Origin of the sequence: Halomonas sp. DN3 (assembly GCF_024137905.1) — a bacterium.
In the GTDB taxonomy this organism is placed as follows: Bacteria; Pseudomonadota; Gammaproteobacteria; order Pseudomonadales; family Halomonadaceae; genus Halomonas; species Halomonas litopenaei.
On the sequence record NZ_CP099965.1, the window covers coordinates 1 to 13,707 of the forward strand.

8 protein-coding genes are annotated in these 13,707 nt (G+C 61.4%); 5 read left to right on the plus strand and 3 right to left on the minus strand.

Going from position 1 to position 13,707, the window contains the following annotated elements; genetic code table 11:
• Positions 1 to 133 precede the first annotated feature (133 nt).
• From dnaA to gyrB, 4 genes are read left to right on the plus strand one after another with little or no spacing between them, the layout of a single operon-like run.
• Positions 134 to 1,609: a chromosomal replication initiator protein DnaA gene (gene dnaA / locus NKF27_RS00005; protein WP_045995088.1), complete on the plus strand. Its 1,476-nt coding sequence runs from the start codon at positions 134 to 136 to the stop codon at positions 1,607 to 1,609.
• A 60-nt stretch (positions 1,610 to 1,669) separates the two neighbouring features.
• On the plus strand, positions 1,670 to 2,773 hold the full coding sequence (gene dnaN, locus NKF27_RS00010; protein ID WP_253554790.1) for a DNA polymerase III subunit beta: 1,104 nt from the start codon (positions 1,670 to 1,672) through the stop codon (positions 2,771 to 2,773).
• A 28-nt stretch (positions 2,774 to 2,801) separates the two neighbouring features.
• Positions 2,802 to 3,932: a DNA replication/repair protein RecF gene (gene recF, locus NKF27_RS00015; protein ID WP_253554791.1), complete on the plus strand. Its 1,131-nt coding sequence runs from the start codon at positions 2,802 to 2,804 to the stop codon at positions 3,930 to 3,932.
• The gene (gyrB, locus tag NKF27_RS00020) at positions 3,929 to 6,349 is read left to right on the plus strand and encodes a DNA topoisomerase (ATP-hydrolyzing) subunit B (RefSeq protein ID WP_045995091.1); all 2,421 of its coding nucleotides are present in this window, start codon (positions 3,929 to 3,931) and stop codon (positions 6,347 to 6,349) included. Before recF ends, gyrB begins: the two co-directional genes overlap by 4 nt.
• 1,294 nt (positions 6,350 to 7,643) lie before the next feature.
• On the opposite strand, the gene gmhB is transcribed toward gyrB, so the two are convergent.
• The gene (gene gmhB, locus NKF27_RS00025; RefSeq protein ID WP_108131946.1) at positions 7,644 to 8,213 is read right to left on the minus strand and encodes a D-glycero-beta-D-manno-heptose 1,7-bisphosphate 7-phosphatase; all 570 of its coding nucleotides are present in this window, start codon (positions 8,211 to 8,213) and stop codon (positions 7,644 to 7,646) included.
• Positions 8,214 to 8,688: 475 nt separating this feature from the next.
• On the minus strand, positions 8,689 to 9,648 hold the full coding sequence (locus tag NKF27_RS00030; RefSeq protein ID WP_253554793.1) for a LysR family transcriptional regulator: 960 nt from the start codon (positions 9,646 to 9,648) through the stop codon (positions 8,689 to 8,691).
• A 322-nt stretch (positions 9,649 to 9,970) separates the two neighbouring features.
• Here NKF27_RS00030 and NKF27_RS00035 point away from each other — a divergent pair, with 322 nt between their 5' ends.
• Positions 9,971 to 11,137: a zinc-binding dehydrogenase gene (locus tag NKF27_RS00035; RefSeq protein ID WP_253554795.1), complete on the plus strand. Its 1,167-nt coding sequence runs from the start codon at positions 9,971 to 9,973 to the stop codon at positions 11,135 to 11,137.
• Between the two features lie 503 nt (positions 11,138 to 11,640).
• Here NKF27_RS00035 and glyS read toward each other — a convergent pair.
• Positions 11,641 to 13,707 (minus strand): glycine--tRNA ligase subunit beta, encoded by a 2,067-nt coding sequence (gene glyS / locus NKF27_RS00040; RefSeq protein ID WP_253554796.1) that lies wholly within the window; start codon positions 13,705 to 13,707, stop codon positions 11,641 to 11,643.

Genomic DNA, 13,707 nt, shown 5'->3' on the forward strand with positions numbered 1-13,707 from the left:
GCAAGTTGTTCCAGCACAACTCCGAATGGCGTACAAGGGTTTTCCACAGCTAGGTTTCGGTGCCGTTCTCGTGTGGATAACTCGTGGTGACAAGGCTACAATGTGCGGTCGTTCTTCAACCAAGGTAGCTCGCGTGTCGCTCGCTCTCTGGCAACAGTGTCTACAAACCCTTCAGGATGAACTGAGCTCGCAGCAGTTCAACACCTGGATTCGCCCTCTGCAGGCGGAAGAAGGGGAGTCCAATCAGCTCAGGCTGCTGGCACCCAACCGCTTCGTGCGCGATTGGGTCAGTGACAAGTACGCCAAGCGTATCAGTGAACTGATGCGGGAGTTGGCGCCGGCCAAGCCGCCCAAGGTGATGCTGACCGTGGGCAGTCGTCGTGCTGCGCCGGCCCCACCCCAGACTCGCGAACTCGGCGATCCTGTCTCCGCCGCTCCGGCCCGCTCGGCGGCCGTGCACACCAGCTCCCGCGGCGATGTGGGGGATGAGCGCGAGGTCGACCGCCTGCGCGACGAAGGCGGTGAGGCGCCGGTCACGCGTCCACCCGGTGGTGAGCGTCAGGTTCAGGTCGAGGGCAGTCTCAAGCACTCCAGTGGCCTGAATCCCAACTTCACCTTCGAGACGTTTGTCGAGGGCAAGTCCAACCAGCTTGCCAGGGCGGCATCCCGCCAGGTGTCGGAGAACCCAGGGGGAGCCTACAACCCGCTGTTTCTGTATGGTGGCGTCGGCCTCGGTAAGACCCACCTGATGCATGCGGTGGGCAATGCCCTGGCGGGGCGTCGCGAGAACGCTCGGGTGGTGTATCTTCACTCGGAGCGCTTCGTCGCCGATATGGTCAAGGCCCTTCAGCTCAACGCCATCAATGACTTCAAGCGCTTCTATCGCAGCGTCGACGCGCTGTTGATCGATGACATCCAGTTCTTCGCCGGCAAGGAGCGCTCCCAGGAGGAGTTCTTCCACACCTTCAATGCCTTGCTTGAGGGTGGCCAGCAGATGATCCTGACCTCGGATCGCTACCCGAAGGAAATCAGCGGCGTCGAGGAGCGCCTCAAGTCCCGTTTTGGCTGGGGGCTGACGGTGGCGATAGAGCCGCCTGAGCTCGAGACTCGGGTGGCGATCCTGATGAAGAAGGCCGACCAGGCCAAGGTGGATCTACCCCATGATGCGGCTTTCTTCATCGCCCAGAAGATTCGCTCCAACGTGCGTGAACTGGAAGGGGCGCTGAAGAAGGTCATCGCCGATTCCCACTTCATGGGCAAGTCGATCACCCAGGACTTCATCCGCGAATCGCTCAAGGATCTGCTCGCTCTGCAGGACAAGCAGGTAGGCGTGGACAACATCCAGCGTACCGTGGCGGAGTACTACAAGATCAAGCTGGCGGACCTGCTGTCCAAGCGGCGTTCACGCTCCGTGGCGCGCCCGCGACAGGTCGCCATGGCCCTGGCCAAGGAACTGACCAATCACAGTCTTCCGGAAATCGGCGACGCCTTCGGCGGCCGAGACCACACCACCGTGCTACATGCCTGTCGCAAGGTGCAGGCGCTGCAGGAAGAAAGCGCCGATATTCGTGAAGACTACAAGAATCTGTTGCGGCTTTTGACCAGTTAACGTCTCTACGTCATCAACCGCGTGACCGTCTCACTCTCCCGGACAAGAAGTGGAGCCGACATGAAATTTTCCATCTCCCGCGAAGCGCTGCTGCGCCCGCTGACGCTGGTGGCCGGTGTGGTCGAGCGCCGTCAGACGTTACCGGTGCTCTCCAACGTGCTGATCCAGGTCGAACAGGACGAGGTCGCCTTGACCGGCACCGACCTGGAAGTCGAACTGGTCGGCCGCACCGTGGCCAGCCAGGTGGATGAGCCTGGCGCCATCACGGTGCCCGCGCGCAAGCTGATGGACATCTGCAAGTCCTTGCCAGACCAGTCCGAGCTGGAGCTGTCCATCGAGGACGGGCGGGCCGTGCTGCGCAGTGGCCGTTCACGCTTTACCCTGTCCACGCTTCCGGTCGCCGAGTTTCCGAATATTGAAGATGGTCAGAGCAGTGTCGAACTGGCGTTGCCGCGGGGGACCCTCAAGCAGCTGATCGACGCCACCTCCTTCGCCATGGCCCAGCAGGACGTTCGCTACTATCTGAATGGCCTGCTGCTGGAGTTCGCCCCGAACCTGGTCCGCACCGTGGCTACCGACGGCCACCGCCTGGCGGTCAGCTGTCGCCCCGTGGAGATCAACATTGAGTCGGCCCAGAAGCTGATCGTTCCGCGCAAGGGTGTACTCGAACTGGTACGGCTGCTCGACGATTCCGAAGAGCCTGTCAGCCTGACCCTGGGCTCTACCCATATCCGTGCTCACACCGGGGACTTCACCTTCACCTCCAAGCTGGTGGACGGCAAGTTCCCGGACTACGAGCGGGTCGTGCCCAAGGGCGGCGACAAGGTCTTCATCGCCGAACGTTCGGAGTTGCGTCAGGTGCTGTCGCGTACCGCCATCCTCTCCAACGAGAAGTACCGTGGGGTGCGGCTGAATCTGGAAGAGGGCAACCTGAGGGTGATGGCCAACAACCCGGAGCAGGAAGAGGCCGAGGAAAACATCGCCATCGAATACAGCGGGCCGGCCATGGAGATCGGCTTCAACGTCGGCTATCTGATCGATGTGCTCAACGCCGTGGGTGAGGATCGCGTGCAGATGACGCTGGGCGATCCCAACAGTAGCGCGCTGATGGAAGAACCCGGTGGCGGCGATGCCCTCTATGTCGTGATGCCGATGCGCCTGTGACGGTATTCATTGCCAGCAAGGCCTTCCCATGGCGCTAGACCGCTTGATGTTTCAAGGCCTGCGAAACTTGCAGGCCTTTGATATTTCACCATCTTCCGGGATCAACCTGATCACTGGAAGCAACGGCAGCGGCAAGACCAGCCTGCTCGAAGGTATCCACCTGCTGGGCATGGGGCGGTCCTTTCGGGCGCGTCGGCTGTCCCAGGTACTCCACCACGATGCTGACGCCCTTGTCCTGCATGGCCGCCTTGCCGGTGATCCCCCTGTATCGATCGGCTTGCGCCGCCTGCGTCAGGAGCGCGAATTGACGCTGCGCATTGGCGGTGAGCGACTCGACAGGGTGTCTCGTCTGGTGGAGACCCTGCCCCTGCAGTTGATCAACCCCGACGCATTCCGCCTGCTGGAGGGATCTCCCGCCGGCAGGAGGGAGTTCCTGGATTGGGGAGTGTTTCACGTGAAACATGACTTCCTGCAGGCCTGGCAGCGTTTCCGTCGCGCCCTGAAACATCGGAATGCCCTGCTCAGGCATGGTAGAATGGAGCCTCAATCCCTGTCAGTGTGGGAGCATGAGCTGGCGCTTTCGGGCGAGCGCATGGACATCCTGCGCAGGGAATGGATCGATACCTTTATCCCGGTATTCGAGGAAACGCTGGAAGGGCTGATTTCACTGCCATCGCTGACGCTGCGCTATAGCCGTGGCTGGGATCGACAGCGAGATCTGGCCGAGGTGCTCGAGCAGGGACGCGACACCGATCGTCAGATGGGCTTTACCCAGCAGGGGCCCCAGCGAGCGGATCTGGCGATTCGCCTCGGCAGACGACCAGCGGTCGAAGTGCTTTCACGAGGACAACAGAAACTCGTCGTGAGCGCACTGAAGCTTGCCCAGGGACGGTTACTCGAGAAGATGACAGGCAGGACCTGTCTCTACTTGATCGACGATCTGCCCGCCGAACTGGACCAGAACCACCGAAGGATCTTTTGCCAGTGGCTGGAGCGGATGCGCTGCCAGGCCTTCATCACCAGCGTGGATCACGAGGTACTGGCCGACCTGTGGCAACCCGATACGCCGATGGCAATGTTTCACGTGAAACAAGACGCTGACGGCTTCGGCCAGCTGCAGGCCATAGACAGACAGACTTCACGACGGAGTGGTCAATGAGCGAACATGCTTACGACTCATCGAGCATCAAGGTACTGAAAGGCCTGGATGCCGTACGCAAGCGGCCCGGGATGTACATCGGCGATACCGATGATGGTACCGGCCTGCATCACATGGTGTTCGAGCTGGTGGACAACTCCATCGACGAAGCGCTGGCCGGCCACTGTAGCGAGATCAGGGTGATCATCCATCCGGATGAGTCGATCACCGTCAGTGACAATGGCCGTGGCATTCCTACCGATATTCATGAAGAGGAAGGCGTATCGGCGGCCGAAGTGATCATGACGGTGTTGCACGCGGGCGGTAAGTTCGATGACAACTCCTACAAGGTATCTGGCGGCCTGCACGGCGTCGGTGTCTCGGTGGTCAATGCGCTGTCTGAAGAGCTCAAGCTGACCATCTGGCGTGCCGGCAAGGTCCACGAGCAGATCTATCGTCACGGTGTTCCCGAGTCGCCGCTGGCTGTGGTGGGGCAGACCGAGCAGACCGGTTCGCGGGTGCACTTCCGTCCGTCTCCCGAGACCTTCGCCAATATCGAGTTTCACTACGATATTCTGGCCAAGCGTCTGCGTGAGCTGTCGTTTCTGAATTCTGGTGTGGCTATCCGCCTGCTGGACGAGCGTAGCGGCAAGGAAGAGCTGTTTCACTATGAAGGTGGCCTGAAGGCCTTCGTCGACCACCTCAACACCAACAAGACCGTTCTCAACCCCGTCTTCCACTTCAATGTGGAGCGGGAAGATGGCGTGGCGGTCGAGGTGGCGATGCAGTGGAACGATACCTTCGCCGAGAACATCTTCTGCTACACCAACAACATCCCTCAGCGGGATGGCGGTACCCACCTGGCCGGTTTCCGCGCTTCACTGACTCGTACGCTCAATCACTATATTGAAGCGGAAGGGTTGCTGAAGAAAACCAAGGTAAATACCTCCGGTGACGATGCCCGTGAGGGCCTGACCGCGATCATCTCGGTCAAGGTGCCGGACCCGAAGTTTTCCTCCCAGACCAAGGACAAGCTGGTCTCTTCCGAGGTAAAAACCGCGGTAGAACAGGAGCTTGGGCGGTCTTTCTCGGAGTATCTGGTAGAGAAGCCCAACGAAGCCAAGGCCATCGTCAACAAGATGCTGGACGCTGCCAGGGCCCGCGAGGCGGCGCGCAAGGCGCGTGATATGACCCGCCGCAAAGGCGCCCTGGACATCGCAGGGCTGCCCGGCAAACTGGCCGACTGTCAGGAAAAGGACCCCGGTCTGTCCGAACTCTACCTGGTCGAGGGTGACTCGGCCGGGGGTAGTGCGAAGCAGGGGCGTGATCGGCGTACCCAGGCTATCCTGCCGCTCAAAGGCAAGATCCTCAACGTCGAGAAGGCACGCTTCGACAAGATGCTGTCGTCTGCGGAAGTCGGGACGCTCATCACTGCCCTGGGCTGTGGCATTGGCCGTGAGGAGTTCAATCCGGACAAGCTGCGCTATCACTCGATCATCATAATGACCGATGCGGACGTGGACGGTTCGCATATTCGGACCCTGCTGCTGACGTTCTTCTTCCGTCAGATGGCGGAGTTGATCGAACGCGGGCATGTGTTTATCGCCCAGCCGCCGCTGTACAAGATCAAGCGTGGCAAGCAGGAGCTCTACCTCAAGGACGAGCAGGCGATGATCGACTACCTGACCACCACCGCCCTGGACGGGGCGCGGTTGTGCGTCAGTGAAGATGCGCCTGGAATCAGCGGGGCTCAGCTCGAGACTCTGGTGAACCAGTACCGTGATGTGATGAAGCGCATCGATCGTCTGTCGCGGGTCTATCCCAGCGAGGTGCTGCGCAAGATCGTCCATGCGGCACATCTTGACGGCGAAAATAGCCTCCGTGATCGCGGCACCATGCAGAACTGGATCGAGTTCCTGCAGAAGGAAATGGACGATCTGGTGGCCTACGAGGGTGGACCGCGTTACACCTTCTCGTTGCAGGAAGACAATGAACGCGGGTTCTTCCTGCCGGCGGTAACCTTGATTGCCCATGGCGTGACCACCGACTACGTCTGGGGCCTGGACTTCTTCACCAGCGCCGACTATCGCGCCATCGCTGGCCTCGGTGAGACACTGGATGGGCTGCTGGAAGAGAGCGCCTATATCGCCCGTGGTGAGCGCAAGAAGCCGGTCAAGACCTTCTATGAGGCGCTGGATTGGCTGATGAACGAGGCACAGCGTGGTCTGTCGATCCAGCGCTACAAGGGCCTGGGCGAGATGAACCCGGAGCAGTTGTGGGAAACCACCATGGATCCCAATACGCGGCGTATGCTGCGGGTTTCCATCGAAGATGCCGTTGCCGCCGACATGATGTTCAACACCCTGATGGGTGATGAAGTCGAACCGCGTCGTGACTTTATCGAGCGCAACGCTCTGGTGGCCAATCTGGACATCTAGTGCAGCAGGAAGTCCCAGGCCCATGGCCTCGATGTTTCACGTGAAACATCACGCGACAAAACCCCGATCTTGAGGATCGGGGTTTTTTCTTTTTTATTATCAGTAGTTTGCCAGCGGCCGGATGGTTGGATGGCTGGGTGGCTGGTTTCTTGAAAGGCCCGCTATGAGAGGGCGGGGTGCACCAGGCTTCTATTGCCATCCGGCGAGGGTGTATCGCGAATGTGCAAAGACAGATCTGACAACACGCCATACGCTGGGGTAGTCCGATTCTGCTGGCGAACGCGGTGAGTGGGTGGTGAGTGGGCGCGGTGTGTCCGATGGAAGTCAGTGGACGTCGATGGACGTCAGTAGAGGAAAGACGAAGGCGCGGTGTCTCCATGGCGGTTGCACGGTGGGCAGGCGCTTGAGGACAGCGGCGCAGCCTGCACGTTTCACGTGAAACATCTGGCGATATAAGGTCCAGCTGCTCAAGCCAGGACTCACGCCTCTTTGATATCAAATGTCTGGTCGATATCAGCATTCGTGCCGAGTACGGGGAGTACCCGAGCTTCAGGCAGATACTCGGAGGAAGGTATCTGGCTTGCGTGCTGACATGTGAAGTGGTCGAAAAGGCGGCGTATCGATACTCCTGGCGTCATCTCAAAGAAGGGGATGGAAGGAGGGAATCAGAAAGGGAGGAATGGAGGTGTTGTTGGAAGGAGCTGTTGGTACGGGGGGGGAAGGGATGGTGGGAAGGGGGGGCAGACGAGAGCGTACGGCAAGCCATAATCGAGCTGCGTCCGTGGCCTCGCTCCTCCGCAACGTTTCACGTGAAACATCACGGCATCAGGCCTGAGATTCCAAGGCTGGGACCGTGTCTGGCTATCCGCATCTTGCGATCGGCGTCTTGCCATCTGTGTCTTGTTGCCTGGATCTTGTTACCCGCGGCTTGTTATCCGCCTCCTCTTATTTGGACCTGATGAGTCTCACGCTTCAGACTGGATGGCTTGGTTGTCGAAGTATATGGAACGTGCGGGAACCTGTCCGGAGGGGGCTCGATACATTGCACTCGCAGTCATCACAGAAAGACCGACAATTGAGCACCATGTCCTCTCCCGGCGGGTAAGTCGCAAGAGCTTTCCCGTGCTCTAACTTGTTGTTTGGACGTTGATATACGAAGAATGCGAGCCGCCATGTTTCACGTGAAACATGGCGGCTCGGCAGTTGTAGACAGATGAAAGGAGAGCCACGTCGTCGGCCAGGCCTGGAGCCTCGCCGAGGGCTGACGAGGGGGCGAGCCTGATGCAGGGTCGTTTCAGGTATCCAGGTTTCCTTGCAGCAGTTGATCGACAAAACCAGCGAGATCGTCATGGACCTCTGCCTCGCTGTCTGTCCGGCCAAGTTCTGGATGCTTGGCTAGTGTGCGCTCGCCCTTGCCGGTACGCACCAATGCAAGGCGGCAGCCCATGGCAGCGCCTGCCTCGAGATCCCGGTAGCTGTCGCCCACCATCCAGGCGCCTTCCAGGCTGTCGAGTGCAAGCGCAGCCTGAATCTGGCGGAGCAGACCGGGCAAGGGTTTGCGGCAATCACAGCGGTCCTCGCTAATGTGAGGGCAGTAGGCGATATGCTCGATCCGACCGCCCTCGGCCTCCACTAGGCTCAGCATCCTGGTGTGCATGGCCTCAAGCGTAGCCTCATCGTAGTAGCCGCGAGCGATGCCTGACTGGTTGGTGGCAACAGCGACGGTCCAGCCCTGTTGGGACAAACGGGCGATGGCGGTGATGGCGCTGGGGTAGGGAACCCACTCGGAGAGCGACTTGATATAGTTGTCGGAGTCCTGATTGATCACTCCGTCACGGTCGAGAATGACGAGTCGTGGGGCCATGGGTCTACCTGGTCTGTGCGATGGGTAAGGGTGGTTGCTGTCACGCAATCGGTCCAGTGTAGGGGCATGTTTCACGTGAAACAATCAGGTGCTGTCGAGGCCGTGTCCGTGGCCCTCGTTGCAGTTCTTGCCAACCCCGCCGCTGTTGCTGCCTGTCACACCCTTTGCCAGTGGAAGCTCGTGCTATTCCCGCCATGTCGAGGGCGTAACAAGGGGCTCATGCAAGGGTCTCATGCAAGCCCTTTCCAGCGACAACTATCCCAGGCTCCTCCGTATTCGGTAAGACACAGAGCGCTGCGACCCCAGCCCCCTTAGCTGTCGCTGGCAACACCCTAGGGCTTGTCTGAAAAGTGCCTGCGCTCGGTAATACGGCGTTAAAAATCGGATCAAAATGCTCATTTACACCCCGTAAACTGCGCTTTCTCACCGATTTTTGCCTTGTCTAACCTTCGCTCGTCGACTTTTCGGACAGCGCCTAGTCCAAAAGTGGTGGCGACGTAGTGTCGGTGTCCAAGCCTGTCGCGCCGGCTGTCGCCAGTGCTGTGGGTATCGAGTCCTTCAGGTGATCGAGCAATGCTCGTACCCGCATTGGCGGATCCCGTCCTGGAAGCAGCGCGTGGATGCTGATGTCTGGCAGCGACCAGTCCTCGAGCACGGGGAGCAACCTGCCGGCTTCCAGCGAGGCCCCGACGATGGAGCGGGAGGTATGAAGGATGCCGATACCTGCCTCTGCCGCGATCACCAGTGCGTGCCCATAGTTCGCTCTGTAGCTTCCGCTGACCGGCACGTTGTGAATCTCGTCGCCACGGCGAAGTGGCCAGCGCTGAATACCCTGGAACCGTGTGTAGTGAAGGCAGTTGTGGTGCAGCAGGTCCAGTGGGTGACGCGGTACACCCTGGCGTTGAAGATAGGCCTTCGACGCCACCAGCATGCGCTGATCTGCGGCCAAGGGATGGGCGACCAAGCGAGAGTTCTCGAGCACCCCGACTCGCACTGCCAGATCGTGCCCGGACGAGGCGATATCGACAAAGCGATCGTCGAAGTCAGCGTCAACTTCAATGTCTGGATGACGATCGAGAAATTCGGGGAGGAAGGGCGCAATATGGATTCGGCCGAAATTGACCGGTAGTGATAGGCGGATCAGTCCTCGCGGTCGGTCACTGATGTCCTGCAAGGTATCCGCCGCCTTGTCGAGTAACCGTAGAGCAGGGACGGCGCGTTCCAGGTAGGTGCGGCCCGCCAGGGTCAGTGAAACCTCACGGGTGGTCCGGTGCAACAGCTTCGTCCCGAGCCGAGACTCCAGCGCATCGAGGCGGCGACTGACCGCGCCGCTGGTGAGGTTGAGTTGCTCGCCGGCCGCACGCAGTGAGCCATATCTTGCCACTTCAACCAGGGCAAGCAGTCCAGCGACCAGTGTGTCGTGATGGGATGGCATGGTGCACTCTCGTCCAGAGGCAGGGGTTGGTCATTGCACGAGTCGCCATGGGGCCAGGGTCGATGCAGTCGGTTTCGCCCAAGTCTTCCTGCCGACCTCACGTAAACAGAGGCACGTGTGGCGACACGACGGGCGAACTCCTGGTGTGGATGACCACCTTTCAGAGACCATGACCTTGCTTAGGCGCGGTAAGGTCCAGGCGTCGGGTGGGTGTCGGGGCCTTATTGTTGAGTCTAGTGCAAGACAGTACTCCGTGAGCTTCGCTACTGCGCTGGTCTCGGACGGGCCAGGATAGGGGAAGACCAACGAGGAGGTTGTTCCCATGTTACTGGAAGCTCGTCTACGCCCATTGGTATCGCTACGTCACTTTCGTCAATTCCGCTCTGACAGGGTGGGGCCTGAAGGAATCCATGAATACCAGGTAGCACGTCGTGACCTGGCCAGCGAAGAAGTGCGTGTCAGGGTCGCTGCGGTGGGGCTGAACTACCGCGACAGGGCGCTGCAGGACGGCAGCTATCTGCCGCAGATGCCACGCCCCTTCGTGCCGCTGTCTGAAGGCTCTGGGGTGGTGCTGGAAACGGGAAGGGATGTCGTTGATCTCGAGGTGGGACAACCGGTGCTCGGCCACTACACCATCGATTGGATATCTGGTGCTTTCAAGGAGTCCTACCACGCCTCAAAGCTGGGCGGTCCTGGTGATGGCTGGTTGTCGGAGGAGGTCATCGTTCCGCGTCGTGCGCTGGTTGCCGTGCCATCTGGCTGGCGGCTCGATGAAGCCGCTGCATTGGCGATCTCCGGCGTCACGGCCTGGAAGTCGCTTGGCGACCTGGATGAGCTGAAGGGCCGTTACCTGCTGTTGGCGGGAACCGGCAACGTGTCGCTGCAGGCCCTGCAGATGGCGGCTGCGGCCGGTGCTCGGCCTATTGTGGTGACGTCGCGACCCGCTCTGGCAGCGCGGCTCAGGGATTTAGGCGCGGTAGCGGTGATCGGTCGGGAGGGCGGGGCGGCCGACGTGGTGTCCCAGGTGATGGCCATCACCGAGTCTGTGGGCGTAGGGCGTGCCATCGATGTGGTGGGCGGGCAGTTTCTGGTCGATGCCATTCTGCCGTCAATGGCTACCAATGGGCATATCGCCCTGGTGGGCTTTCTCGAGAGTGGCCGTGTCGAGGGTTATCTGGTGGGACCGGCGATTCGCAAGTTGCTGCATCTGGAAGGGATCAGCGTCGGCAGCCGTGACGACCTGGAGGCCATGCTCGGTTATATGGATCGCCACGGACTCAGGCCCGCTATCGGACGTCGCCTGAGCGCCGACGACTTGTCTGAGTGGCTCGCCAACGGCGCCATGGGCAGTGGCTTGCGTTCGGGCACCATAGCCGCCCGTCACCCGAGCGTGGGCCTGCCGGCAACGGACTCGCAAGACAATGATCTTGAACTGGGCAAGACGGTAGTGATCATGGATCAGCGGCTGGCGGAACGTATCGCTGAGTAAAGCGGCGGAGTCGGGGCGCAGAGTAGAGCGGCGGAATCGGGGCGCTGAGTAAAGCGGCAGAGTCGGGGCATTGAGTAAAGCGACGAAGGCGGGCGCCAAGAAAAGCAGCGGGCGTGAGGCTCAGGGCGGGCTCCGGGATACAAGCTCCAGGCGGCGTACTGGGGGGTACATCAAGCGGGGCGGGTTTCACGTGAAACACGAGCGCCTGTCCTTGCCTGTACTCCGGTATGTTCCACGTGAAACATTGTCGCCGCCGGCGCTTACTATCTGGGCAATGTTCCACGTGAAACGTCGGTGGCGAGTGCCACACTCTGCATCGCCAGGTTTGACTCTCCATGCGACATCCCATTGGCTCACTCCTGCGTTCGTAGCGGCCGTGGTATCCCCTATGAAGGGCTCAGGAGCTTTGGGGCCGTGGGGCAGTGGGCCAGGCGGGCTCAGCCTGTCGATATAAAAAAGGCCGGCCCCTTGCGGGGCCGGCCTCGTTACCACCAGGGGCAGGATTACTGCTGCAGTTCGGCGATATCCGCTACTTCGAGGAACAGCGCCTGGAGGCTTGCCAGCAGGGCCAGACGATTGGCACGAACGGCTTCGTCCTCGGCCATGACCATCACCTGGTCAAAGAAGGCATCCACCGGTGCCCGAAGGCTTGCCAGCACGTCCAGAGCGTCGCTGTAGCGGGCTTGCTGGAACAGCGGAGCGACCTGCTCCTGGCAAGCTGCCACGGCGTTCTTGAGGGCCTTCTCGGCGTCCTCGGAGAGCAGGCTCTCGTCGACCTCGGTGCGTCCATCGTGATCCTGCTTGGACAGGATGTTGCCGACACGCTTGTTGGCGGCGGCCAGGGCGGCGGCTTCATCACGCGTGGCGAATTGCGCCACGGCGCGCAGGCGACGGGCGAAGTCCAGCGGGCGGGTCACCGGGCGTGCACGTACCGCCAGGTAAACCTCGGCACCGATCCCTTCGTCCTGGGCCCAGGCACGGAAGCGATCGAGCATGTAGCCAAGGACGTCATCGACCAGGCCGTCTGCCTTGGGCAGCGCCTCATGCTGAGCCACGGCCAGCTCGAGCAGCTCGCGCAGGTCCAGATCCAGCTCACCCTTGACCAGGATATTGAGCACGCCGATGGAAGCGCGGCGCAGGGCGAAGGGGTCCTTGGTACCGCTGGGGCGCTGGCCGATGCCGAAGATCCCGGTGATGGTATCCAGGCGATCGGCGATGGCCAGCGCCTGACCGGTCAGGGTCTGGGGGATGGCGTCGCTGGCAAACCGCGGCAGGTACTGTTCTTCCAGCGCGCGTGCGACCTCGGCGTCTTCGCCATCGTGCTCGGCGTAGTAGCGCCCCATGATGCCCTGAAGCTCCGGGAACTCGAGCACCATTTCGGTGACCAGATCACACTTGGCCAGGGCCGCAGCACGGCGAGCGCGGGACTCGTCACCGCCGGTCCGGCTGGCGATGTGCGCGGCCACGTTGGCACTGCGTCTGGCCTTGTCGGCGAGGGTCCCGAGCTGCTTCTGGAACACCACGCTCGAGAGGCCCTCGATGCGCTCGGCGAGCGGGCGCTTGCGGTCGGTCTCGTAGAAGAAGGCGGCATCGGCCAGACGAGGGCGAATCACCTTCTCGTTGCCGGCGATGACCTTGTCCGGCTCGCGGCTGTCGATATTGGACACGGTAATGAAGGCGGGCTTGAGCTTGCCGTCCGCATCCAGCAGGTGGAAGTACTTCTGGTTGGCCTTCATCGACGAGATCAGGCATTCCGCCGGCACCTCGAGGAAACGCTCGTCGAAGCTGCCGGTCAGCGCCACCGGCCACTCGACCAGACCGCTGACTTCTTCCAGCAGGTCCTCGTCGATGACGGCGGTGGCTTCGAGCAGTTCTGCCTCGGCCAGTACCTGTTCGCGAATGCGCTCGCGACGCTTGCTGCGATCGGCCAGCACCCAGGCATCCTCCAGGGCACCGAGGTAGTCGTCGGCATGTTTCAGGACGATGGCCTCGGGGGCGTGGAAGCGGTGTCCGCGGGTCTCGCGGCCGGCCTCAAGGCCCAGCACCGTGGCGGGTACGACCTCGTCGCCGTAGAGCGCCACCAGCCAGTGAACCGGGCGGGAGAACTCGATGCGGGAAGCGCCCCAGCGCATGTTCTTGGGCACCGGCAGGGCCGCCACAGCCTTGTCGATGATGGCGGGCAGCAGGGCGACGGTGGCCTCGCCCTGTTGCTGTTCGCGGTAGCCGAGCCAGGTGCCCTTGTCGGTCTCCAGATGGATCAGGTCGTCGACGCTGACGCCGCAGGAGCGAGCAAAGCCTTGGGCTGCCTTGGTTGGCTCGCCATCCTTGAAGGCTGCCGCCAGGGCAGGGCCGCGTTTTTCGACGTCGCGGTCGGGCTGCTTGTCGGCCAGTGCCTCGACCCGTACCGCCAGCCGGCGGGGGGAGGCGTAGGCGGTGACGCCCTGGAAGTCGACGCCGGCATCGGCGAGGCCGCGACGCACGCCCTCGGCGAAGGCGTCGGAGAGAGTGTCGATGGCTCCCGGCGGAAGTTCTTCCACGCCGAGTTCAAGCAAGAGGGTGTGGGCGGCCAT

Coding starts and splice junctions, on each gene's coding strand:
- dnaN (WP_253554790.1), top strand. CDS start 1,670: ATGAAATTTTCCATCTCCCGCGAAGCGCTGCTGCGCCCGCTGACGCTG.
- recF (WP_253554791.1), top strand. CDS start 2,802: ATGGCGCTAGACCGCTTGATGTTTCAAGGCCTGCGAAACTTGCAGGCC.
- gyrB (WP_045995091.1), top strand. CDS start 3,929: ATGAGCGAACATGCTTACGACTCATCGAGCATCAAGGTACTGAAAGGC.
- gmhB (WP_108131946.1), bottom strand. CDS start 8,213: ATGGCCCCACGACTCGTCATTCTCGACCGTGACGGAGTGATCAATCAG.
- NKF27_RS00030 (WP_253554793.1), bottom strand. CDS start 9,648: ATGCCATCCCATCACGACACACTGGTCGCTGGACTGCTTGCCCTGGTT.
- NKF27_RS00035 (WP_253554795.1), top strand. CDS start 9,971: ATGTTACTGGAAGCTCGTCTACGCCCATTGGTATCGCTACGTCACTTT.
- glyS (WP_253554796.1), bottom strand. CDS start 13,707: ATGGCCGCCCACACCCTCTTGCTTGAACTCGGCGTGGAAGAACTTCCG.